This is a genomic window from Exiguobacterium sp. QJM3NY_9, assembly GCF_056173545.1.
Window position 1 is genome coordinate 3,018,039 of the sequence record NZ_CM149679.1, and the last position, 23,226, is coordinate 3,041,264.

Genomic DNA, 23,226 nt, shown 5'->3' on the forward strand with positions numbered 1-23,226 from the left:
ATGACGTGAAATGAGTGGCTTTTTGACTTAACTTAAAATATTTTCTTCCGAAACAAGCTTAAAGCCGTCAATGATTGTATCTTCCTCGACTTCAATCAACAGACACTGTTTACCGTTGTAATTGACCTGTTTGATGTACTTCAAGTCTTGCGGACTGACCGTGATGTTTGCGACTTTCGTATTGATTTTAATCGACTTCGCTTCATAATTCGGGATGATGTTGCTCGCTTTCATCTCGTATGCCGTATCATCGATGACTGTCTTAAAGGCCCGCTCGACTTGTTCCGTGTCGACGTCTTCGATGCCGCTCGCTTTTAAGACCCGTTCGACTTCTTTGACGTCAAGCATCGGAATCTCTTCCGGCTCGTCTTCTTTTTCATCCTCAAGCACAAGCAGGTGATTGACTTCCTCATAGACGCCGGCAAGCGTTTTGGAATCGACTTCTTCGCCGATGACGAGTTTGACGATTTCTTCAAAGACCGCTTTATCTTCTTCCGCCGTCACGATGTGGTCCCCGTTCAGGACATTCTCGATGAAGGCAAGGTCCGGTTTATTCGGCTTGCTTGCTGTGTAAAGGACACGGTTAACGTCCGCCGCATTGTCCGTAAAGCACGGGAATAAAAAGCCGCCGATCGGTGACGCGAGTTTGATGACCGGATTGATCAGCAGGTTCGACTTAAATTCGAGATCGACGTAGTCAAAGACGAGCGACTGTTTCGGCAGTTCCGTCTGATTAAGACTGCTGAGGATGAATGGCGTCGTATAGACTTCATCGTTTTTATCGACCTCCGTCTCATCCGCCCGCCGTTTCGTCGTCTTGTAATACTGCCCACGGATGAACGTGACGACGATATCGTTTTCGTACTGCACGTCCTGGACCATCTTCAGCGCAATCTGTTGCATCTGCTCCGTCCAGTCTTCCGTCTCTTCCGTGTACAGCCCTTCGTACAACAGTTGTTGCGTATGTCCGGTCGCCCCTTCTTCCGGCTGCTGGAATTTGACTTCAAACAGCTTGATGTCGAGCTTACCGGTTAAAACTTTCTTGAAGTTCGCAAGGAACAATTCCTGTTGTTCAAGCTCAAGAAAGGCGAACGGCCGGCTTTCTTCATAGAAGATTTCACTCGTTTCCTTGCGGATATATACATTATAAATTTCGTTGATTTTAAGCAGTTCCGAGTCGACCTTAAAGTGGCGACGGATATCACTGATGTCTTGTTTGTTCATGATGCGGTTTCAGCTCCTTGGCGTTTGAATTCCTCGTGGCTCCTAAAAAAGGAGTGCCTCCTGTCCAAATCGAACAGAGGTACCCCTTTACTATACAAGAGTTGATTTTTTTTATGTTAAAAGTCTCTGTAATTTTAAATCATCCACTTCGTTTTTATCTGATATTGATTTTAATTTTTTAAGTAATTTATTTTTCTATTACTTTAGGCTTAATTTCCAAAAAATATTTTTGATAAAAAGTATTCAACTTTTGTAATGTTTACAATATTTTAACCCTATCCAAAATATTCAATGGCATACTGAAAAATGTAAGAGGATTCTCTCATCATACCTACATAAGAGGAGGCAGTTCATGTTCCAGAAACTCAAGCTACTCGCCGTATCGTTCGTTTTGTTTCTCACTGCGTTTCAGTTCGACCTCTCACCCGTTTCCGCACTCCCGTCCGGGCTCCCGTCAAAAGCGACGGCACAATCCGAACTCAATGCCTTAACGGTCAAAAACGAAAGCACGATGACCGGTTACTCCCGCGACCTCTTCCCGCATTGGAGCAGCCAGGGTGGTGGATGTGACACACGCCAGGTCGTCTTAAAACGCGATGCGGATTCTTACGTCGGCAACTGTCCGGTCACATCCGGCTCATGGTACAGTTATTATGATGGACTGACGTTCACGAACCCGTCTGATCTCGATATCGATCACGTCGTGCCGCTCGCCGAAGCCTGGCGTTCGGGTGCAAGCAGCTGGACGACGACGACCCGTCAAGCATTCGCAAACGACCTCGAAGGTCCCCAACTGATTGCCGTCTCAGCAAGCTCGAACCGTTCAAAAGGAGACCAGGATCCATCAACATGGCAACCGACACGCTCGGGTGCAAGCTGTGGTTACTCGAAAATGTGGATTCATACAAAAAGCCGCTGGGGCTTAAGCCTCCAATCAGCTGAAAAAACGGCATTACAAACGATGTTAAACACATGTTATTACTAAAAGAAGCACACATCCGACACAAATCAAGTTATCCGGAAGGACTGATTCGATGGAAACGAAAACCTCTACGTTTACCGCCACACACGGCGTGATGACGAATGAAGTCGGCGTCATCAGCGGCGAACTGGAATTACGGACAACCTGTCAGGAAGACGGCACACTCGAACTCGCCATTTCCTACGTCGGTTCAACCGATGTTTACACGCTACCCGGAAAGGATTACCAGCTGCATGATGTCCGCGACCACGAAGTCGTGCACCGAATGTTGACTTCAGTGCTGGAACGTGTTTAAAAACACAGAGAAATATTCTAGTGTCTGTTTCAATCATAAATAACTTGAAGAAATGTATAAGTCATAGAAAGAGGTGTTGTTCATTTGCACCCATCATATCGTCAGTTGATTTCCTACGTAAGTGATATCAAGGAACAAAATCATAGTAGTGCTGCTGCCTTAGTTGTCATGCAGAATGACAAAATCATTTCGGAGCACTATGAAGGATTTCATTCCAATGCGGAATCGAACGAAATTGGTATAAATTCCATGTTCAACATCGCTTCCGCTCGTAAAAGTTATCTGGCATTAGCAATTGGATTTGCCTTGTATGAAAAGAAAATTCATAGCCTTGACGACTTGGTCTCCAAATATTTGAACGACTACGATAAGAAAGTCTTTCAGGATACGACAATTCGACATCTTGTCACTCACTCACATGGGCTGAATGAACGACCGGACGGATTGATTTACAGAGAGTTCGATGCCGGTAAAGGATGGGCCTATCGTGGTATCAATGTCCGAATCATGACTGAGCTGTTTAAGCATCTATATGGTTATGATTTCACTCGATTGTTAAAAGAGCGTGTCTTCATTCCAATGGGATTTGAGTATACGGACTGGATAACGGAAGCAGCAGAAACCCTAGTTCAAGTCATCGATAATCCCGGACAGATGGCAGAGTTTGCACTTTATCCTTCTGACGATGGCACGGGTTCTAACCTACACACCACAGCGAGAGAATTAGCACTTTGGGGCAACCTTCATCTGAACAACGGACGTCATGAAGGGATTCAAGTCGTCCCGAAAGAAGTCATTCAGCTCTGCACCTCCATTCAAAGTCTTGAATACGAAGATTCACAACTGCCTGCCAATGGGCTGTTTTGGTATGTGCAAGACAGAGCACGGGATAAAAGCGAGATAGGAGAGCGTGTCCCGCAAAATGCCTATCAAATCCTTGGAAACACAGGTCCCCTCTTACTCGTGATACCAGAAAGTCGTCTTGTTATTGTACGGATGTATAATAAACGGTACAACTTTGGTGGAGACAACTATCTTCATTATCTTCGTGAGTTTAGTAATCTAGCCTCGGACACGTTTTCAATGAATCCTTAAACTGAGCGTCCTCTACAAGGATTCAACGATTTCTCAGAGGTAAGGGCATCATTCGGGTTCGTAAACGAAAAAGGTCATCGAAACGTTTTTCTGTTTCGATGACCTTTTCTATAATCAATGTGATTACAAGATTTAGTTCCTAAAGACGCTAAAAATAAATCGACTCGATTTACCACGGCAACTTCGCATTTTTTATCTGATTCTCCCACAACCCCCGCATCTCTTCGAGGACATGCCTCGGTAACTCGCCTTCTGACGCAGACAGGTTGTGCTGCAGTTGTTTACTGTTTTTAGCTCCAGGAATCGTCGTCGCTACTTCTTCGTACGAAAGAATGTACTGTAATGCCGCCTGCACCATCGACGGGTCTTGACCGAGAATGCGGCGTACAGTTTCGACTAACGCCGCTCTTTTCTCGATATCTTCGCTGCTCCAGCGATTCCGAATTCCACTGAATGTACTATGTCGATTATATTTTCCCGTTAACCAACCCGAATCCAGCGGAATCTTAGCAATGATTCCGACTCCTTGTTGATGGGCTGATTTCATCGCCAGCGCCGGTTCCTGATGAAACATATTGAACATCACTTCAATGACTTGGCTGTTTGTACGATCCAAGAGTTCTTTCACTTCTTTTCCCGTATCGACCGAAGCACCGAAGGCCCGAATTTTACCTTCCGTTTTTAATCGTTCGAGTAATTCAAACTGTGGAGATTCACTCGTCAATGTCGAAAACGAAGGGTTATGCAGTAAAAGACAATCCAGATAATCCGTTTGTAATCGGCGTAAGCTGTTTTCGACTGATAACAAGAGCTGTTTCGGTTCAAAATTTTGTTCTCCATTCGAATGATGTCCACATTTACTGCTGATCACGACTTGATTCCGTTTTCCTTTGACCGCTTTCCCGATTAATTCTTCACTTTTTCCTGCTCCGTAATTAGGTGCCGTGTCAAAAAAGGTACATTCTTCATCGATTGCTTGTTCGACTAAACGTACCGCATCCGCATCGGCCATTTTCCCCCAATCTTTTTCATTGCCTAACTGCCATGCACCAAAACCGATTTCCGAGACCTCGATTCCGGTATTTCCTAATAATCGTGTTTTCATTTTCTCCCCGCCCTTCTCCGTTTTAGGATCTTGTCCAGTTAGTTCCCTCGTTACGTTATTTCTATGAAGCGTCTAAAAAGACGGCCATCCACACGACCGTCTTGTATCATTCATTCAGTAAAGTTCAACCGTCACATCGTCATACCCGTTTGTTTTAAGGAAAGAGGTTAATAGTTTTTTGATTCGTTCATCTGCTTCTTTCAAAAAACCCTGCTCGATTTTTTCCTCTTCAATTTTTCTTTTTTCTTTATTAATGTCATCGAAAATCTGCTGGGATTGATAGTCAGAAAAAATATTCCCTTTGACATCCGTTACCTTGGCTGTATCTGTATCCGCTACATTATCAAGAATCGTCGCATTCGGAACCTTAACGTATAATTGCTTTGCTGTTTCGTCATAAGATAACTGTAATTTCGAAAGGTCCGTTCCCGCTTTTAAATAACCATCATATTCAATTAGTTTGATTGCCTCTGCTAGCTTCATGTCGGTGAACGGTACCTTTTTACTGCTTCGACTGACTATGACTTTGCTGTATTCATATTTCAAAGTAGTCCATTCCGATAATTCTACTAACCGTTCTTTTACAAGAGCAGTGTCAGAGCTTTTAGTCGTAGAAAAGAGAGAAGGTTTGAAATAGAAAACGGCTCCCGCACCAATCACTCCGAGAATTAATAAAACAATAAACATATTCATGATTAGTTTCTTCATCTGTAAAATCTCCTTAAGTCTGTATCATTACACTCCTGGCATAGAGAATATGTCAAAATTTCGTTAAAAAGAGTTGATGTGATTGCCAGACATCATACCCCCCCTTGAGTTTTACGCTTCTTGATACTGATTGGATTCCATCGCTCGTTTACATACCGCATAACATTCTTCGATATGTGCATTTCCTAAGTATTTCATCGCACCAAAGCTGATTCCGGCCGAGACGGCCTGGCCCACAAAAGGAACGTACTTTGTGACCTGTTTAATTGCCATTTTAGCTCCCATTTTTTTCAGTAACTGTGCCACTACTGTTTTTGTAATGTACTTACCGACTAGTTCACTGCCGACGGAAGAAATGATAATCGCAAGTCTTCCTTTTATCTCAGAATCGAGCTGATCAATCTGTTCCGGGGATAATCCAAACTTACGGTTAATTGCAGGAAGAAGTTCCATCATGATGACAACATCCGCTCCGACATCTGCCCCGGGAATCGGCACGACCGCTGCTGCGGCTGAAGCCGATGCTCGTTTATTCACCATTGCGTTACACTCTGCTTTAATACGATCTAACTCTGAAATAGAAATAGGTAACATGTTATTTCCCCCGGTCCTTAAATTAATTTCTATACTAATAAAAGATAGAATTTCATAATAAGTATCGGTTTCATTCCTTAATTTTACAATGGTTTTTTATTATTTATTGTCAATAGTGATTTATTCGTAATACCTCAAACCTTACGAACATAATGCTTATAAAAAAAGATTACTTGCTAACTACTATGTAACAGTCGCTGCTCATTTTTTTATTCCGAGGTATCATACTGATGTATCTTTCCGCTCATTCACTGCCGTTTCTAAAACGTACTCTTTTAAATTTTCCTTCTTTGTTTCAATAATGACTACATACTACATACTACATACTACATACATAAGAAAGACCATCTGAAACGCTTCTTAACGTTTGAAATGGTCTTTCTTATCAACTCTATTCACTTATGATACGGCTCATTCCGATTAATCCGATATGCCCGATAAATCTGCTCACAGAGAATCATCTTCATCAATTGATGCGGAAACGTCATCTTCGAGAAGGAAATCGTATCGTTCGCCCGTTGCATGACTTCCGGTGCAAGACCAAGCGATCCGCCGATGACAAACGCGATTTTACTTTTGCCGTACGTCGCCAGTCGATCGAGTTCTGTCGCAAACTGTTCACTCGTCCGTTGCTTTCCTTCGATAGCAAGTGCATAGACATGAACGTCCGGTCCAATCTTCGCTAAAATCCGTTCGCCCTCTTTTTTCTTCACTTGCTGCATCTCGGCGTCACTCAATTGTTCCGGTGCTTTTTCGTCCGGCACTTCGATTTCTTGAATCGAACAATAGGCACCAAGCCGTTTCGTATATTCGGCAATCCCTTGCTTCAAGTACTTCTCTTTCAGCTTTCCGACCGTAATAATGGTAATTTGCATCATTTTTCTCGCTTTCTGACAGAAAATTCAGGAGTTATCCACAGAGTTATCCACATGTCCACATGTTGATAATTATTTTTTGCTTGACACAAGATATGTTGCGGGCTGATCACAGTACTCGCATGCGACCGTTTTTTCTGAATTCACTTCTTCCAAAATCGGATATTCTTCCGTTTCATCAACCACTTCGTCAAGTGCTAACTCGACATGTTCCAAGCAGACGTATTTATCCACAGGTCTTCTCCTCCTTTTTAGTTATCCACAGTTATCCGCTACCAGTATAACAAAAATCGGCTTCTTCAACCGCTTAAAAGTTATCCACATGCGTGGTATTCTCGCTTCTTTTCGTTTCATGATTAACCTGCTGCTCATCGTGTCGGCTGCACGCGACTCCTACAGGAAAAAGCACGGCTCGGCCGTGCTGTCAGAGGAAAACGAGACCCGGGCCTCGAGCCGACAGGCAAGAAGCCCGCGGCTTGTTCCTCGCCTGAGGAACGCGCGTGACAGCAAGACACGATCAGAACCACAATATTCTTCACACAAAAAACTACCCGTACATGTACGAGTAGTTAATCTGAATCTGTTATTGCACCGTCGCCGCTTGTGCCGACAACTTCACATCAAGGGACTGTTTATCCCCATTCCGGTAGAACGTCACTTTGACGGTCTGTCCGACTTTCGCATCACGGTACAGGACACTCTTCAGGTCTGCGAATGAATTAATCTTTGTCCCGTCGATTTCGACGATAACGTCATTTGCTTTCATCCCTGCTTTTTCTGCTCCACTGTTGTTTGTCAGACCGACGACGACGATTCCTTTCGTCACGTCACTCGGCAGTTTCAGGCGGTCCTCACGGTAGCCACTCGGGAACTCCTGGACGTCCCGAATCTGAATCCCGAGTTGCGGGCGAATGACTTCACCGTTCTGTTCGAGGTCACGCATGATTGGTAACGCTTCGTTGATCGGAATCGCAAAACCGACACCTTCGACGCTTGCTTCCGCAATCTTCATCGAGTTGATCCCGATCAATTGACCGGACGTATTGATCAGTGCTCCGCCCGAGTTCCCGGGGTTGATTGCCGCATCCGTCTGAATCACTTCCGTGTTGAAGTCCTGCTGGCCGTCCTTGTTCGTATCTACCGGCACCGTCCGTTCCTGGGCACTGATGACACCACGTGTGACCGAGTTTGCGAAGATCCCGAGCGGGTTGCCGATCGCGAGGACCGTTTCACCGGCACGTAACGTATCGGAGTCACCGATTTTCGCGACCTGTGTCACTTTTGCTGCATCGATGGATAAGACGGCTAAATCATACGTCGGATCTTCGCCGAGGACTTTCGCTTCGAGCGCTGTTCCGTCTGATAACGTGACCGACAAGCTGCTTGCCCCTTCAACGACGTGATAGTTCGTCACGACATAGGCTTTATTGCCATCTTTTTTATAGATGACGCCGGATCCTGCTCCTGTCTCTTGATCCGCACCGCGGAATGAACTTTGTAAGTTCGTCACACTGACGACGGCTTCTTTCGTTTTACTGACGGCACCGACGATATCATTCTCGGCTTCCGTCGCTGTCGTCGCTGCCTGTTCCGTCGTCACCGTCGCGGCTGGTGTCGGACTCGTCATTTGATCACGGGCAAATGGCCAGGCGATCAAGGCAATCAGTAAGGCGCCGATGACGCCGCCGATTAAGCCGACAAAAAATGCTTTACCACCGCCACCACGCTTACGTGGAGGTTCGTCTGTTTCTTCATATGGTTCACGATAAGGACTGACCGGTTCTTCTTCAGTCGGTCGGCGCGGTGGAAATCCGCTCTCCTCATCGGTCGATTGATTGATCTGTTCCGATTCATTCCGTGGTTCTTCAGGTCGATCCATCGGCACATGCCTCCTTCATAAACTCTCTTTACACAAGTATACCCCCATCACCTGGCAAGTTAGCCAAATGTGGGGGCCTTTTGAGCATATTCAGTAATTTCCCATAATCAGAGCTTCAGGAGTGGTGTCGGAATGACGGGATCGGTATCAAGCAAATGAATCTTGCTGAGGTCGACATCTCGGCTCGCCAGTGTCTGGGAGACACTCATCCGGGCCAGTTCCTTCATGTTGTTGTCCTTGCTCAAATGGGCCATATGGATCCGTTTCGTCCGCTCGTCGAGTACTTCGCTCATCGCGACTGCCGCGTCTTCGTTCGAGACGTGACCATAGTCGCCAAGGATTCGGCGTTTGACGCTCCACGGGTAGTGTCCCATCTGGAGCATCCCGATATCATGATTCGCTTCGAAGATGTAGGCATCGGCACCACGGATCGTCCCTTTCATCCGGTCCGAGACGTAGCCGGTATCCGTGATGTGTGCGAGTCGTTTCCCTTCATGGGCGAACTGGAAAAACATCGGATCGGCTGCGTCATGGCTGACGTTAAACGATTCGACTTCGATATCGCCAAACCGTTTCACTTCGCCGACTTCCCAGAGGAACTTCAAGGCGGGATCAATCTTCCCGATTTTTGCTTCCATCGCGTCCCATGTCTTTTGGTTCGCATAGAGCGGAATGTTGTACTTGCGGGCTAAGATGCCGACCCCTTTAATATGATCCGAGTGTTCATGGGTGACGAACAGCCCATCGATGCCTTCCGGTGACCGGTGAATCTGGTCGAACAATGCAAGCATTGCCTTTCCTGTCAATCCGGCATCGACGAGCAGCCGGCTTTGTTCACTTTCGATGTAGAGGGCATTTCCCGTCGAGCCGCTCGCAAGAACGCTATAGTGTAGGCTCATCGTATCTTCCTCATTTCTCTGAAACTGTATCGAGGCGTTCGATCGTCTGAACACCTCCGTCAATCGCGTTGACGAAATAAAGCTCTTCCCCGTCGAGTTCGATCTGCCACGTCGGCGGTAAAATCTGGACCGATTTTGTCCCTTCCGTCACGAGACAGAAATAGCCAAGCTTATGGCCTGTCATTTTTTTCGAGGCCGGGAAAAGACCTTGCTCCGACAATTGGATGACGGCTTCGCTCGCTGACAACAACGTCACGTCCTGTGCTTGGCGGACGACTTCGTTCAAGTGACGTTGCTTATAGCTGACGATTTCCTTGTCATCGTTCAGCTGCAGGACGAGCAGGGACGGACCAATCATCGCCTCATCGTCCCGTGATTGCTCCGGTGTCGAATACAGCGGTTGTCCTTTATATGTCTGCACGAACGTCATTTCATTTTGTTTATTATCAAACTTCCAAAACGTGTAGTCTGAACCGTGATTAACGGACGACTGGACGAATGAAGTCGCCGAGTCGCGCATCGCTTTTGCGTCGAGCGGTGACGGCTTCGACAACCGAACAGACCATTCGACCTGATTTTTGACTGATGTGATCGCATCTTTAATCGGTGAGCTCTCTTTGGGTGCCAGTGAGCTCGAATCGACTTCTGCCGTCAAATAACCGATGTCGCGAGATGCGGTCTGCAGTTGTTTTTCGTCAATCTTCCGATCTTTCAAAATCGTCTTTCCGGACGCCGTCGTCGCGACGATCCGTGGTTCAATCATCCGATCCATCAATTGAACGACCAGGTAGACGTTCAGGATGAGGAAAGTCAGAATCAACAACGTCTTTGCTTTACTCCAATCCATTCAACATTACCCCTCATTTCCAATTGCTTGATCGACTGTGCTCCATTCTCCATCCCGTTTGACGAACCATGCCGGTTCAAACAGGGCGTAGCGACTCGTCGCGATTTTGTACGTCATGCTGTAGCCGACTCGAATTCCGGTGATGTCCTGCATAAGGTCTGCTTGCTCCAGCTCTTTCACCGTCTGTTCAATCGTCGGTAACGTCGTTTCCTTTAACAAAAGTTTCCGGTCTGCCCGTAACATGCTCCGGCTGATCGACCGGATTTGATTTTCTTCGAACGTCATCTTAATCGTCGCTAAATCAAATTCTGGTTGTTCGAGCAACGGGCCAATTTCGCCGAAGACCGGATAACGATTCAAATAGAGACGGAAGATTGCCGTTTGTTGCTCTTCTTGACTACTCATTTGATCGAAGTAATAACGGAAGCCACTGCGTTGTGTGACTTGGTCGAGCCATCCCCCATGAATATTGATGTAGCTGACGAGCGTACTGTAATCGACTGCCGTACTTTGTGTATTCGGTGACAGCGTGTTGAAACGATAGGCATTGTAATCCCGGTCATACGTCGAGACGCTGACCCCATCCGTCAACACGTCGAGTCCGTCTCGTCCCTTGATTTGCTGCACATTCGTATTCGCTGTGAAGAACGCACTGCGGATCCGGTCGAGTGGTTTCGGGTCCTGTCCGACTTCGTCATAGACAAACACTTCTTCAAGACGAGGGGTCGCTGTTGCGACGTACGTGTAGTCACCGCCTTTGAGCTCGACCTTCGTCATCGGTTTTTTCTTATCGTAGGCAAAGAGGCGTTTTAAGACTGTCTCGTCGCCGACCAATTGAAAGTCTTTAAAACGACCAGTCGCTGACTCGAGCCGAAGAATCGGTCCGTCATAATCGAGCAGATAGAGCCGTTTAATCGGTTCAGCCATCGCAATCTCTTTTTCACCGAGTAGTTCTTCAAGCATCGCTGCCGTGACCGGTGTCGGGAAAATCATCTCGACGCTCCGTTTGCTGAGCGGGATGTTTGACGCTTTATCTGTCAAGACGAGGACACCGATATCAAACGAAGCACCAATCCGGTTCAAAATCGTCCGCCCGATGATTTGTGTCTGATAGGCTTCCACACCATTCGAATAGACGACGAGTTCGGGATTGACGAGCTGATTACTCTCAACCGTCTTTGAAGCATCAATCTCATTAAACGATACTTGTTCCTGCTCGATCGATTCACTACTTGGATGATATGTCCAAAGCATTGCCGTCTGAAAAATAGAACCACATACAAGTAGAATCAGCAGGGTCGTTTTCAGTCGTTGCTTCATCATCCGGCATCCACCTCTTCAATCACTTCATAAGGAAGGGTAAAGTAAATCGTCGTACCACGTCCCCATTCACTTTCTGCCCAAATGTCGCCGCCATGTGCCGAAACGACATCTTTCGCGATCGAGAGACCGAGACCTGTCCCACCAATCTTCCGTGCCCGTGCCTTATCGACACGATAGAAACGTTCGAAGATTTTTTGCAGGTTCGCTTTCGGAATCCCGACTCCCTCATCCTTGATGCTGATGACGATTCGTTTCGCCCGTAACATCGTCCGGACGGTAATCGTTCCGCCTTCCGGTGAATACTTGATCGCATTCGTCAAAATGTTATCGGCAACTTGAATCAATTTATCCTGGTCACCACGAATATAAACTTTCCGTTTCATGATTTTCCGGCGGAAGCGAATCCGCTCCGGTTTCGTCATGTCATGACGATCGAGAATTTCATTAATGAACTGGATATAGTCGAAGCGCACTTTATTCATCTTGTATTCCTTACTATCCATTTTCGACAGTTGCAGGAGGTCTGTGACGAGACGAATCATCCGCTCCGTCTCATTTTGTGTCGTCTCAAGGAAGCGTGGTGCCAGTTCTTCGTCTTGATAGGCCCCTTCTGCGAGTGCTTCGAGATAACTCCGCATCGTCGTCAATGGAGTCCGGAGTTCGTGACTGACGTTCGCGACGAACTCGCGGCGGTCTTGTTCGACTTGCTCTTGTTCCGTGACGTCATGCAAGACGATGATCATTCCGGTAATCGGTCCACTGTGTTTCTTGACGGGCGAGAAGAACGCCCGGACGAGGAACAGTTCATCCTCACTACTGAAATCAAGCAAGCGTGGTGGCATTGTTCCGTCTTCCGGAATCATGAAATCGTCCCCGAGTGCGAGCAAATCCTTCAGATTCGTTCCGACCATGCCTGCCTCTTCGACGCCGACGATGTCTTTCGCCTGATCGTTCATCAAGATGACACGGAGCGTCCGGTCCGTTGCGATCACACCGTCCGTCATGTTTTCGAGGACGCTCGTCAACTTCCGTCGTTCCGCTTCCGTCGTCGCGTTTGCTTCGAGCAACTCGTCGGTCAATTCGTTGAACGACCGGGCTAGCTGTCCGATTTCGTCATCGGAATAGACTTTTACTTTCCGGGAGAAGTTCCCCCGGCGCATCTCGATCGCTTGCCGACGCATGTCGGAAATCGGTCGCGTGATCGTTCGAGATAACAGCACCCCGAGAATCGACGTGATGACAAGTGCAATCACTGTTCCCGTCGCTAGAATGCGGGTGACCTGTTGCATCTGTGAATAGATCGACTCCATCGATGCCCGGACATAAATCATCCCGATCGTCGAACCATCACCTTCTGACGTGACAGGTACGGCGAAGATTCGGATTTTATCTTCATTCGGATCAAGGACGGTATCGATTCGGGTCGAACTCGTCGCCTGTGCTTTTTTGATTAACGAGTTTGTCGCCCGTTGCCCAACCGCCGACTGGTTGTCCTCATCCGACGTCGCTTGAATGACAGAATCCTGATCGATGATTTGGACTTCGAGAATGTCGTTCCTTGAAGTGGAGCCACTACTAAACTCAGACAGCAGCTGCCCAAGAGACTCAGACAACTGCCGTTTAGAGGCTTCATCATCGCCTGCCTTATCAAATTCCTTCCCGACATTGTAAGCTACAAGTCCGGCTCGGTCCTCGACAGATTTTGAGAAGTTTGTAATGTACTGCTTTTCAAGGGAACGAACGAAATAGACTCCAATGACTTGCATCGCGACTAAAATCAGTAACGCGTAAATGACGACAAGTTTCCACTGGATGGATTTAAAGAAGTTCGTTCCTTTTAACATAGTTATTCATTCTCCCCATCTTGGAGATAATAACCGACACCACGACGTGTCATGATATAAATGGGTGTACTCGGGTTGTCTTCGACTTTCTCACGTAGACGGCGTACCGTCACATCGACTGTCCGAACGTCGCCGAAGTAATCATAGCCCCAGACTGTCTGAAGAAGATGTTCGCGCGTCATGACTTGTCCGATGTTCTTCGCTAAATAATGCAACAGTTCGAATTCACGTTGTGTGAGTTCGATTTTTTCTTCACGCTTCGTGACCGTATGCGAATTCAAATGAATCGTCAACTCACCAATCGTAATATCATCAGGGTCATCACTGACTGGTTTTTCATCACGTCCTCGTTTTCGCATGTTCGCTTTGACACGTGCGAGTAGCTCGCGTGAACTAAACGGTTTCGTTACGTAATCATCCGCACCGAGTTCCAGTCCGAGTACTTTATCGATTTCTGAGTCTTTTGCCGTCAACATGATGATGGGTGTCTCAAGTGTTTTTCGGACTTCGCGGCAGACTTCCATACCATCCATTAAAGGCAGCATGATGTCGAGCAAGATCAAGTCTGGTTTGAATTCCTCGACCTTCTCAAGTGCTTCAACGCCATCATTGGCAACAGCGACGCTGTAACCTTCTTTTTCAAGTTTAAATTTTAATATATCCGCAATCGGTTGTTCGTCGTCGACGACGAGTATTCTACGTTCCGTCAATGGGTGTTCCCCCTTAAAAAATTTCTATTCAATCTATTTTACCTGTTTTTTCGGCATATAGAAAGGTGGCGACGGAAACTACCGACGCCACACCTCTACCATTCAACCGATTTCATGTGGAACGTTCCACGTGAAACATTACTTTTAGTATACGCTCTTATCCTTTTGTTTGTGAATTATTTCGCTTATCAAAAGATATAAAAAAACAGGTGCGGCACCGATTGATGCCACGCCTGTTTGTATTCGACTTATGCTTCTTCGTAAAGATCGCGAAGGACGACTGTCTGCTCGCGACCTGGTCCGACCGAGAACGTGACGAGTGAAATGTTCGTCAAATCTGCGATCCGTTTTACGTAGTTTTGAGCATTGATTGGAAGGTCTTCAAACTTACGAATCCCTGTAATATCTTCTTTCCAACCCGGTAACTCTTCGTAGACCGGGACACACGCTTCAAGATCACGGAAGCTTGCTGGGTACTCATCGATTTGTTTTCCGTTGAATTCGTACGATGTACAAATCTTCAACGTTTCAATCCCCGTCAAGACATCGATCGAGTTCAAGGACAGGTCTGTCAAACCACTCGTCCGACGTGAGTGACGAACGACAACCGAGTCGAACCAACCGACGCGACGCGGACGACCTGTCGTCGTACCATATTCGCGACCGACTTCACGGATGTGATGACCGATTTCATCGAACAATTCCGTTGGGAACGGACCATCACCAACACGTGACGTATAGGCCTTACAGACACCGACGACGTGGTCGATACGAGCAGGACCGACACCGACACCTGACGCGACGCCACCTGCTGAAGCATTTGATGATGTGACGAACGGATACGTTCCGTGGTCGAGATCGAGCAAGACACCTTGCGCTCCTTCGAACAACACTTTTTCCCCTTTATCGAGGCTATCGTTGACGACGACTGATGTATCGCAGACATACTTCGCGAATTCTTGACCATACGCGTAGTATTCTTCAAAGATATCATCAAAGGCAATCGGCTCTGCGTCGTACATTTTCGTAAACATCCGGTTCTTCTGTTCAAGCACGATTTGAAGTTTTTCAGCGAACGTTTCTTTATCGAGTAAGTCTGCCATCCGAATCCCGATCCGTGCTGCTTTATCCATGTAGCACGGTCCGATTCCTTTCAGCGTCGTTCCGACTTTCGCGTCGCCTTTTGCTTCTTCTTCGAGCTGATCTTGCAATTGATGGTATGGCAAGATAACATGAGCACGATTTGAAATTAATAAGTTATCCGTAGAAACACCACGATCGTGCAGATACTTTAATTCCTTGACGAGCGATTTCGGATTGACGACTAGGCCATTTCCGATGACACATTTCTTGTCTGAGTAAAAGATCCCTGAAGGAATCAAGTGTAACTTATACGTCTCATTATTGAATACGATTGTATGTCCTGCATTGTCCCCACCTTGATAACGAGCGACGACATCGGCTTTTTTCGAAAGGAAATCGGTAATTTTACCTTTCCCTTCGTCGCCCCACTGTGTTCCGACTACTACTACTGATGACATATTCTCATCCACCTCCACGTACGATTCAAAACCACGACTAAGTGTAACGCGGAAAAAAACAGAAGTCAATCAAATACCGAACAATTAATTAATGTATTTCTGTTTCGTTCGTTTAATCACTCCTTTCTGGTTCCTTTTTTCCTTTACTTTCAAGATATCGAAACATAATGATTCTTCCCGATGACTTCGTTTGTCCAAATCGTTATGCTTCCTTTATGTGCTTTACTCTCGTCTTGTTTATCAAAATCGGGGAGCTAGGCTACAGACAAGCTCATATCGAAACCTTTTACATACGCCTGCCGCGCTTTTCCTCTGCGAATCGACTTCTGAGCGGCAATCCCTTGCGCCGCTTCGCTTCGCTGCAGGGTCGCGCCTGATTGCTGTTCGTTCGAAAGCGATTCAATTCGGAACGCGCGACTCAACAAATCGATCCCCAATGATCCATACGACCCGCTACACAAGACAACCGTTTTGCTTCTCGTGACTCCTACGGGAAAAAGTGCAAGGTTTCTTGCACTGTCAGAGGCAGGCAAGACCCTGCTCCGTGTTAGTCAGAACGAAGGAGCAACGGCTTGCGCCTCGCCCGAGGAAAGCACGAGAAGAAAGACACGGTTGTCAGCTCACCTCGTTCATAAAACATGCTACCCACATGCTTCGCTTTTCATGACTCCTACGGGAAAAAGTGCAAGATTTCTTGCACTGTCAGAGGCAGGCAAGACCCTGCTCCGTGTTCGTCAGAACAAAGGGGCAACGGCTTGCGCCTCGCCCGAGGAAAGCACGAGAAGAAAGACACGGTTGTCAGAAAGCAGAAAGCAAAAAGCCCCGTTCACAACATTGAATTTATCTTGTCCACACGTGAACTAAACTAACACTCTAGTCATGATTTTCTACAAACAAAAACACCCCGACCTGGTTAGATCGAGGTGTTGCTTGTTACGCCGGTGGAGCATACGAATTACTCGGCTCAAGATCGACGAATTTATTAAATTCTTTCCGGAAAGCGAGTTTAACCGTACCGGTCGGACCATTCCGCTGTTTCGCGATGATGATCTCGATCGTATTCGCATCTTCCGTTTCTTTGTTGTAGTAATCGTCCCGGTATAAGAAGGCGACGATATCCGCATCTTGCTCAATCGCCCCTGATTCCCGGATATCCGACATCATCGGTCGTTTATCTTGACGACTCTCCACACCACGCGAGAGCTGCGATAAGGCGATGACGGGCACTTCGAGTTCACGTGCGAGCGACTTTAAGGAACGGGAAATCTCTGAGACTTCCTGTTGACGGTTGTCGCTTGAGCGACCGTTCCCTTGAATCAACTGCAAGTAATCAATCATGATCATGCCGAGTCCGTGCTCTTGCTTTAAGCGACGACACTTCGCCCGGATATCATTGACACGAATCCCTGGCGTATCATCGATGTAAATCCCTGCTTGCGACAAACTACTCATCGCGAGCGACAGTTTACCCCAATCTTCATCTTCGAGTTGCCCCGTCCGGAGACGTTGCGCATCGACGTTGCCTTCTGCACACAACATCCGCATGACGAGTTGTTCCGCACCCATCTCAAGACTAAAGATGGCAACATTCTCGTCGGCACGGGTGGCGACGTTTTGCGAGATGTTCAAGGCGAATGCCGTCTTCCCGACAGACGGACGGGCGGCGACGATGATTAAATCGTTACGTTGGAACCCGGCCGTCACTTGATCGAGGTCGCGGAAGCCGGTCGGAATCCCGGTCGTTTCACCGCTTTGCTTATGCAATTTATCAATCGTCGCATACGCGCTCGTCAAGACGTCAGAAATCGGGATAAAGCTTGCGCTCCCCTTGCCTTGCGATACTTCAAGAATCTTCCGTTCTGCCTCATTCAGCAGGACGTCGACTTCATTTTGTCGTTCGTACCCGTCTGTGACGATTTCATTCGCTGTCCGGATTAAACGGCGAAGCGTTGATTTTTGGTCGACGACATTGACGTAATAATTGATATTCGCCGCTGTCGGGACACCTTCCGCAAGCTCACCGAGATAGGCAAGCCCGCCGATTTCTTCTAAGACACCGAGCGTACTCAGTTCCGCCGTGACTGTGACAAGATCGATTGCTTCGCCACGGTCCGACAACACGAGCATCGCTTCAAAAATCCGTTGGTGTGCCGCCCGATAAAAATCGTGTGGCAATAATCGTTCGGACGCACTGATCAATCGATCAGCATCAATCATGATCGCCCCAAGGACGGCTTGTTCCGCCTCGATACTTTGGGGTGGCGTATTTTGCATTACATCACTCATCACCGATCCCCTTTTCTAATCACGCTTCTTTGACCTGAACGTTTAGCGTCGCTGTGACTTCATTGTGCAGTTTTAACGGCACTTTCGTGAATCCGAGGGCTTTGATCGGGTGCTCGAGCTCGATTTTACGTTTGTCGATTTTGTAACCCATGCTCTTCAATGCTTCTGCAATTTGTTTACTCGTGACTGAACCGAAGACACGGCCGCCTTCGCCCGCTTTCGTCGAAACGACAATCGTTTCTTTTTCAATCTTCTCTTTTAACGCTTCCGCGTCGAGCAATGCTTGTTTCGCTTGCTCTGCTGCTTTACGTTCATGTGCTTCATGTTGTTTTAAGTTCCCTGTTGTCGCGGGGCGCGCTAATTTCTTTTTGAATAACACATTGTTCGCGTATGCATCTGCGACTTCTTTCACGTCTCCTGCTTTACCTTGTCCTTTAACGTCTTGCAATAAAATAACTTTCATTCGGTTTCCTCTCCTTTTGTTTCATCTTCTAGATAACGATCGATTGCTTGTCTTAATTCATCCGCGACCGTGATGATCGATTCCGCCATCTGTGTCGCCGCATTCGTTAAGTGACCACCGCCACCTAACGTCTCCATGATTAACTGGACATTGACCTCACCGAGCGACCGGGCACTGATTGCCGTCCGGCCATCTTGGAGCTCAGCGATGACGAAGGCGGCACGGATTCCTTGTAAGGATAACAGTTGATCCGCCGTTTGGGCGATCAAGACTTGATCATGGATGACCCCCGGCTCCGCTGTCGCGATCGCCATACCTGCCTTATAGATTTCCGTCCGCTCGAGAATATGCGACTGTTCGACATACGTCTCGAGGTTTTGACTAAGGAACTCTTGGACGAGGACCGTGTCTGCGCCTTGCGAACGCAAGTAGGAGGCCGCATCAAACGTCCGCGAGCCTGTCCGGATCGTAAAGCCTTTCGTGTCGACGATGATTCCTGCAAGTAACGCCGTCGCTTCAAGCATTGACAGCTTTTCGTTCGTCGGTTGGTATTCAATCAACTCTGTGACGAGTTCTGACGTCGAAGATGCATATGGTTCAAGATAGACGAGCACCGGCTCCTCGATGAAATCTTCTCCGCGACGATGATGATCGATGACGACCATTCGTTCGAACTGATCCAGTAATGCCGGAACGACGACAAGCGACGGTTTATGCGTGTCGACGATAATCAATAACGCTTGATCGTCGACGAGTTGCTCAGCTTGGAACGAATTGATGAAACGCGACTCCAGTTTCTCGTCTTCACTGATTTCCGACATCATCCGTCGAATCCCTTGACCGATTTCTGCATCCGGTAATACGATATGCGCTTCCTTATCGTTCATCTCGGCAAGCTTGAGAATACCAATCGATGCTCCAAGTGAATCCATGTCAGGATTTCGATGACCCATGACGAGGATTCGACTTGATTCCTGCATCAAGTCACGCAACGAATTGGCGATGACCCGTGCCCGGACACGCGTCCGTTTTTCTGTCGGATTCGTTTTCCCACCATAAAAGCGGACTTTCCCGTCACGTTTGATGACGACCTGGTCACCTCCGCGTCCGAGTGCTAAGTCAAGACTCGACTGCGCCATCTGACCGAGAACAGGTATCGCGTCACTGCCACAGCCAATTCCGATTGACAGCGTTAATTGCACCCCACGTTGACTCGTCTCGTCTCGGACAATGTCTAAGATGGAAAACTTCGTCCGCTCAAGAATCCGTAGATTCTCTTCTGTCGTCACGACAAAGTACCGGTCTGAGGCGGTACGTTTTATATAGGTGCCGTGATCCGCCGCCCAATGATTCAATAACTGGGTGACCCGACTATTTAATTCACTTCTTAATTGATCTTCAATCCCTTGCGTCATCTCATCATAGTTATCGAGATAAATGACGCCGATGACGGTTTGATTGTCGACAAGTTGTTGTTCAACTTGCGCCTCTTCTGTCATATCAAATAGATAGAACGTCCGATTTTCACGATTCGAGAAGACACGATAGACGGACTCACCAATCTCAAGTGTCGCTTGATCTTCATCCGTCGCCATCATTTCAACGAACAAAGGATCGAGATCGAGTAACAGATGTCCCATTGCCAAGTCGTCGAAGATTTCACGCATCGGATCATTGAACCATGTGACGTGCGTTTCCTCATCATATAGTAAGATTCCAATCGGCATATTCGTCAAAGCATCTTGCCCTGTATCCTCGACTTGAATCGATATTCTTTCGACATATGCTTCCCAGGACTTTCGTGCCCGCTGCTCTTCTAATAGATGAAGGACAAAAAGAACAGTCGTCACGAACGCACCAATTGCTGCGATGATTGGATTACTAATTGCGACGACGAGAAGTAGACCGACGATTAATAGATACGGAACGAAGCGAACAACCCGCCGTTCCCGTTCTGATGATACTTGTTGACCTGACTCCATCGCGTCCTCCTTAAATACTTCTAATTAAAAATTCGTTAACTTGTTTATTATAACCGAAAAATAGGACCGGTTGAAAGCGAAGCGAAAAAAAGCGCCCTTCCTTCGAAAAGGAAAAGCGCTTCACCGTAATCAGTCAGCTACGTATGGGATTAAAGCCATTTGACGTGAACGTTTGATTGCGATTGTAAGTGGACGTTGGTATTTCGCTGAAGTACCAGTCACACGACGTGGAAGAATCTTACCGCGTTCCGAAATGAAACGTTTGAGAAGTTCTACGTCTTTATAATCGATATGAGTGATGTGGTTCGACGTGAAGTAACATACTTTACGACGACGTTTTCCACCTGGACGACGTGCCATGTGATTAACCTCCTTTTTAGAGTAAATTTTTCAGTCCAACGTTCCCGATTAGAATGGGAGATCGTCGTCTGAAAGATCGATCGAACTTCCACCGCTGAACGGATCAGCGCCGAAGCCCGAGTTCGATGAAGATGAAGCGGGTGCTGGCGAGGAAGAGTTGTTCTGCTGTTGCTGTGAACCCCATCCTGCAGCATTCCCGTTTCCACCTGTATTTGAATTCGAAGAATAGCTGTCACTATCTGAAGAACGGCTTGCATTGCGTGATTCTAGGAATCGAACACTATCCGCGACGACTTCAGCACGATATCGACGTTGACCCTCTTTATCGTCATAACTGCTAATCTGTAGGCGACCCTCGACACCTGCGAGGCTACCTTTTTTCAAATACTGAGCAACGTTCTCTGCTTGCTTGCGCCATACGACGCAATCGATGAAATCAGCTTCTCGCTTCCCATCTTGTCCCGTAAATGGACGGTCACATGCGAGTGTGAATCGCGTTACCGCAATCCCGCTCTGCGTATAACGCATTTCAGGGTCACGAGTTAACCGACCGACTAAAACGACGCGGTTAATCATCAGAATCACTCTCCTGTTTCAGCTTATTTCTCGTCTTTTGTGATCATTAAGCGAACGATATCGTCACTGATCTTCATGAGACGGTCAAGTTCTTTAGTAGCTGCTGGTTCAGCAGTCACGTTAAGAAGAACATAGAATCCTTCACGCATATCATTGATTTCGTAAGCGAAACGACGTTTACCCATTTCAGTTGTTTTTTCAACTGTACCACCGTTGTCAGTGAGGACTTTGTTGAAACGCTCAACTAGAGCTTTTCGTGCTTCCTCATCAACTTCCGGACGGATGATGTAAAGTACTTCGTATTTACGCATATCTGTCACCTCCTCTTGGACTGGCGGCTCGATTCATCGAGCAAGGAGCAATAATTCATTACTCACATTTGTTAATACTATCAAAGTATTTTGGTTTATGCAATAACGATTCGTTCGCTCCGCTTAAACGTTGAAGCGGAATGTGACAACATCGCCATCTTGGAAGACATATTCTTTACCTTCAGAACGGTAACGTCCTTGTTCTTTGACTGTCGCCATGTTTCCAGCTGCTGCTAAGTCATCGTATGCGACAACTTCAGCACGGATGAATCCGCGTTCGAAGTCAGAGTGGATGACACCGGCACATTGTGGTGCTTTCATCCCTTTTTTGAACGTCCAGGCACGAACTTCTTTTTCGCCCGCTGTGAAGTATGTCGCGAGACCGAGCGTGTTATAGGCTGCATGGATCAATTGATCGAGACCTGACTCTTCGATTCCGAGGTCAACGAGGAACTCTTGACGTTCTTCCGGTTCGAGTTCAGCGATTTCTTCTTCGATCCGGGCACAGATGATGATGACTTCCGCCCCTTCTTTTGCTGCGAACTCACGCACGAGACGAACGTTTTCGTTACTGTCTGCATCCGCGACTTCATCTTCACCGACGTTTGCGACATAAAGCATCGGTTTCATCGTCAACAATTGGAAGTGTTTCACGATTGCCGCTTGATCTTCGTTTAATTCCGCAAGACGTGCTGGTTTTTCGTCTTCGAGCAATGCGAGGACGATTTCAAGTGCTTCGAGTTCGCCTGCTGCGTTTTTATCACGTGACTTAACTTGTTTTTGGACACGTTGGATCCGTTTTTCAACCAATTCGAGATCGGCCAAAATCAACTCGAGGTTGATTGTTTCGATATCATCGATGGGTGATACTTTACCTGAGACGTGTGTGATGTTTTCGTCGACGAAACAACGGACGACCTGACAAATCGCATCGACTTCACGAATGTTTGCTAAGAATTTATTTCCTAATCCTTCACCCTTTGACGCGCCTTTAACGATTCCGGCGATATCCGTGAATTCGAATGCTGTCGGGATGGTCTTCTTCGGGTTGACGAGTTCTGTCAATTTACGAAGACGTGCATCGGGTACTTCGACGACACCTACGTTCGGATCGATTGTTGCGAACGGATAGTTCGCCGCCTCGACACCTGCTTGAGTAATTGCGTTAAAAAGTGTTGATTTTCCTACGTTTGGTAAGCCAACGATTCCTGCTGTTAATCCCACTTGGAATTCCTCCTTTTCGGTATTTCCTAGGAAATCCGTGCTAGCGGCCGCAGTGGGTAGATTGATTACACCACGTCAGCACATCTTTCACAATTATAGATAG

The 23,226-nt window shown here is 47.1% G+C and carries 23 protein-coding genes; 3 read left to right on the forward strand and 20 right to left on the reverse strand.

All coding sequences use genetic code 11. The annotated features are described in order from the left end of the window. Nucleotides 1-27: 27 nt before the first annotated feature. Nucleotides 28-1,224, reverse strand: coding sequence for a DUF4317 domain-containing protein (locus AC0VYQ_RS15335; RefSeq protein WP_475403954.1), 1,197 nt, complete (start codon nt 1,222-1,224; stop codon nt 28-30). Between the two features lie 352 nt (nt 1,225-1,576). Here AC0VYQ_RS15335 and AC0VYQ_RS15340 point away from each other — a divergent pair, with 352 nt between their 5' ends. From AC0VYQ_RS15340 to AC0VYQ_RS15350, 3 genes are all read left to right on the forward strand, one after another. Beyond that, entirely contained in the window at nt 1,577-2,209 is a 633-nt protein-coding gene (locus AC0VYQ_RS15340) for an HNH endonuclease family protein (protein WP_475403955.1), read from the forward strand. A gap of 49 nt (nt 2,210-2,258) precedes the next feature. After that, complete coding sequence (locus AC0VYQ_RS15345; RefSeq protein ID WP_475403956.1) at nt 2,259-2,501, forward strand: hypothetical protein; 243 nt, start codon at nt 2,259-2,261, stop codon at nt 2,499-2,501. An 84-nt stretch (nt 2,502-2,585) separates the two neighbouring features. Next, nucleotides 2,586-3,596, forward strand: coding sequence for a serine hydrolase domain-containing protein (locus AC0VYQ_RS15350; protein ID WP_475403957.1), 1,011 nt, complete (start codon nt 2,586-2,588; stop codon nt 3,594-3,596). A 169-nt stretch (nt 3,597-3,765) separates the two neighbouring features. Here AC0VYQ_RS15350 and AC0VYQ_RS15355 read toward each other — a convergent pair whose 3' ends face one another. From AC0VYQ_RS15355 to ychF, 19 genes are all read right to left on the reverse strand, one after another. Beyond that, on the reverse strand, nt 3,766-4,701 hold the full coding sequence (locus AC0VYQ_RS15355) for an aldo/keto reductase (protein WP_475403958.1): 936 nt from the start codon (nt 4,699-4,701) through the stop codon (nt 3,766-3,768). Between the two features lie 114 nt (nt 4,702-4,815). After that, entirely contained in the window at nt 4,816-5,409 is a 594-nt protein-coding gene (locus AC0VYQ_RS15360; protein WP_475403959.1) for a DUF4230 domain-containing protein, read from the reverse strand. Between the two features lie 111 nt (nt 5,410-5,520). Further along, nucleotides 5,521-6,003 (reverse strand): hypothetical protein, encoded by a 483-nt coding sequence (locus AC0VYQ_RS15365; protein WP_214770321.1) that lies wholly within the window; start codon nt 6,001-6,003, stop codon nt 5,521-5,523. A 395-nt stretch (nt 6,004-6,398) separates the two neighbouring features. Beyond that, nucleotides 6,399-6,878 carry a 23S rRNA (pseudouridine(1915)-N(3))-methyltransferase RlmH gene (gene rlmH / locus AC0VYQ_RS15370; RefSeq protein ID WP_012371884.1) on the reverse strand — a complete coding sequence of 160 codons (480 nt, stop codon included), beginning with the start codon at nt 6,876-6,878 and terminating at the stop codon, nt 6,399-6,401. A 72-nt stretch (nt 6,879-6,950) separates the two neighbouring features. Then, a complete protein-coding gene (locus AC0VYQ_RS15375; RefSeq protein ID WP_475403960.1) occupies nt 6,951-7,112 on the reverse strand; it encodes a CxxH/CxxC protein in 162 nt (53 codons plus the stop codon). Between the two features lie 349 nt (nt 7,113-7,461). Then, nucleotides 7,462-8,757 (reverse strand): S1C family serine protease, encoded by a 1,296-nt coding sequence (locus tag AC0VYQ_RS15380; RefSeq protein ID WP_088838294.1) that lies wholly within the window; start codon nt 8,755-8,757, stop codon nt 7,462-7,464. 107 nt (nt 8,758-8,864) lie between these two features. Continuing rightward, a complete protein-coding gene (locus AC0VYQ_RS15385) occupies nt 8,865-9,656 on the reverse strand; it encodes an MBL fold metallo-hydrolase (protein ID WP_475403961.1) in 792 nt (263 codons plus the stop codon). A gap of 10 nt (nt 9,657-9,666) precedes the next feature. Further along, nucleotides 9,667-10,503, reverse strand: coding sequence for a two-component system regulatory protein YycI (locus AC0VYQ_RS15390; protein WP_088838295.1), 837 nt, complete (start codon nt 10,501-10,503; stop codon nt 9,667-9,669). Between the two features lie 6 nt (nt 10,504-10,509). Then, nucleotides 10,510-11,826, reverse strand: coding sequence for a YycH family regulatory protein (locus tag AC0VYQ_RS15395; RefSeq protein ID WP_088838296.1), 1,317 nt, complete (start codon nt 11,824-11,826; stop codon nt 10,510-10,512). Next, nucleotides 11,823-13,670, reverse strand: coding sequence for a cell wall metabolism sensor histidine kinase WalK (gene walK, locus AC0VYQ_RS15400; protein WP_029332155.1), 1,848 nt, complete (start codon nt 13,668-13,670; stop codon nt 11,823-11,825). The genes AC0VYQ_RS15395 and walK overlap by 4 nt, the downstream gene beginning before the upstream one ends. A gap of 2 nt (nt 13,671-13,672) precedes the next feature. Next, complete coding sequence (gene yycF, locus AC0VYQ_RS15405; RefSeq protein ID WP_088838297.1) at nt 13,673-14,380, reverse strand: response regulator YycF; 708 nt, start codon at nt 14,378-14,380, stop codon at nt 13,673-13,675. A gap of 248 nt (nt 14,381-14,628) precedes the next feature. Further along, nucleotides 14,629-15,921, reverse strand: coding sequence for an adenylosuccinate synthase (locus AC0VYQ_RS15410; RefSeq protein ID WP_029332157.1), 1,293 nt, complete (start codon nt 15,919-15,921; stop codon nt 14,629-14,631). A gap of 933 nt (nt 15,922-16,854) precedes the next feature. Then, complete coding sequence (gene dnaB / locus AC0VYQ_RS15415; protein WP_029332158.1) at nt 16,855-18,207, reverse strand: replicative DNA helicase; 1,353 nt, start codon at nt 18,205-18,207, stop codon at nt 16,855-16,857. A 19-nt stretch (nt 18,208-18,226) separates the two neighbouring features. Then, nucleotides 18,227-18,670, reverse strand: coding sequence for a 50S ribosomal protein L9 (rplI, locus tag AC0VYQ_RS15420; RefSeq protein WP_029332159.1), 444 nt, complete (start codon nt 18,668-18,670; stop codon nt 18,227-18,229). Next, complete coding sequence (locus AC0VYQ_RS15425; RefSeq protein ID WP_475403962.1) at nt 18,667-20,652, reverse strand: DHH family phosphoesterase; 1,986 nt, start codon at nt 20,650-20,652, stop codon at nt 18,667-18,669. The genes rplI and AC0VYQ_RS15425 overlap by 4 nt, the downstream gene beginning before the upstream one ends. A gap of 129 nt (nt 20,653-20,781) precedes the next feature. Beyond that, nucleotides 20,782-21,012, reverse strand: a complete 231-nt coding sequence (gene rpsR / locus AC0VYQ_RS15430) for a 30S ribosomal protein S18 (protein WP_012371896.1) — start codon at nt 21,010-21,012, stop codon at nt 20,782-20,784. Between the two features lie 48 nt (nt 21,013-21,060). Further along, a complete protein-coding gene (locus AC0VYQ_RS15435) occupies nt 21,061-21,588 on the reverse strand; it encodes a single-stranded DNA-binding protein (protein WP_029332161.1) in 528 nt (175 codons plus the stop codon). 23 nt (nt 21,589-21,611) lie between these two features. Next, nucleotides 21,612-21,899 carry a 30S ribosomal protein S6 gene (rpsF, locus tag AC0VYQ_RS15440; RefSeq protein ID WP_012371898.1) on the reverse strand — a complete coding sequence of 96 codons (288 nt, stop codon included), beginning with the start codon at nt 21,897-21,899 and terminating at the stop codon, nt 21,612-21,614. Nucleotides 21,900-22,022: 123 nt separating this feature from the next. Next, nucleotides 22,023-23,123: a redox-regulated ATPase YchF gene (ychF, locus tag AC0VYQ_RS15445; protein ID WP_029332162.1), complete on the reverse strand. Its 1,101-nt coding sequence runs from the start codon at nt 23,121-23,123 to the stop codon at nt 22,023-22,025. Nucleotides 23,124-23,226 lie beyond the last annotated feature (103 nt).

Coding starts and splice junctions, on each gene's coding strand:
- rpsR (WP_012371896.1), bottom strand. CDS start 21,012: ATGGCACGTCGTCCAGGTGGAAAACGTCGTCGTAAAGTATGTTACTTC.
- AC0VYQ_RS15435 (WP_029332161.1), bottom strand. CDS start 21,588: ATGATTAACCGCGTCGTTTTAGTCGGTCGGTTAACTCGTGACCCTGAA.
- AC0VYQ_RS15365 (WP_214770321.1), bottom strand. CDS start 6,003: ATGTTACCTATTTCTATTTCAGAGTTAGATCGTATTAAAGCAGAGTGT.
- AC0VYQ_RS15410 (WP_029332157.1), bottom strand. CDS start 15,921: ATGTCATCAGTAGTAGTAGTCGGAACACAGTGGGGCGACGAAGGGAAA.
- AC0VYQ_RS15335 (WP_475403954.1), bottom strand. CDS start 1,224: ATGAACAAACAAGACATCAGTGATATCCGTCGCCACTTTAAGGTCGAC.
- AC0VYQ_RS15390 (WP_088838295.1), bottom strand. CDS start 10,503: ATGGATTGGAGTAAAGCAAAGACGTTGTTGATTCTGACTTTCCTCATC.
- AC0VYQ_RS15340 (WP_475403955.1), top strand. CDS start 1,577: ATGTTCCAGAAACTCAAGCTACTCGCCGTATCGTTCGTTTTGTTTCTC.
- dnaB (WP_029332158.1), bottom strand. CDS start 18,207: ATGAGTGATGTAATGCAAAATACGCCACCCCAAAGTATCGAGGCGGAA.
- rlmH (WP_012371884.1), bottom strand. CDS start 6,878: ATGCAAATTACCATTATTACGGTCGGAAAGCTGAAAGAGAAGTACTTG.
- AC0VYQ_RS15360 (WP_475403959.1), bottom strand. CDS start 5,409: ATGAAGAAACTAATCATGAATATGTTTATTGTTTTATTAATTCTCGGA.
- AC0VYQ_RS15380 (WP_088838294.1), bottom strand. CDS start 8,757: ATGGATCGACCTGAAGAACCACGGAATGAATCGGAACAGATCAATCAA.
- AC0VYQ_RS15385 (WP_475403961.1), bottom strand. CDS start 9,656: ATGAGCCTACACTATAGCGTTCTTGCGAGCGGCTCGACGGGAAATGCC.
- walK (WP_029332155.1), bottom strand. CDS start 13,670: ATGTTAAAAGGAACGAACTTCTTTAAATCCATCCAGTGGAAACTTGTC.
- AC0VYQ_RS15345 (WP_475403956.1), top strand. CDS start 2,259: ATGGAAACGAAAACCTCTACGTTTACCGCCACACACGGCGTGATGACG.
- AC0VYQ_RS15355 (WP_475403958.1), bottom strand. CDS start 4,701: ATGAAAACACGATTATTAGGAAATACCGGAATCGAGGTCTCGGAAATC.
- AC0VYQ_RS15395 (WP_088838296.1), bottom strand. CDS start 11,826: ATGATGAAGCAACGACTGAAAACGACCCTGCTGATTCTACTTGTATGT.
- AC0VYQ_RS15425 (WP_475403962.1), bottom strand. CDS start 20,652: ATGGAGTCAGGTCAACAAGTATCATCAGAACGGGAACGGCGGGTTGTT.
- rpsF (WP_012371898.1), bottom strand. CDS start 21,899: ATGCGTAAATACGAAGTACTTTACATCATCCGTCCGGAAGTTGATGAG.
- rplI (WP_029332159.1), bottom strand. CDS start 18,670: ATGAAAGTTATTTTATTGCAAGACGTTAAAGGACAAGGTAAAGCAGGA.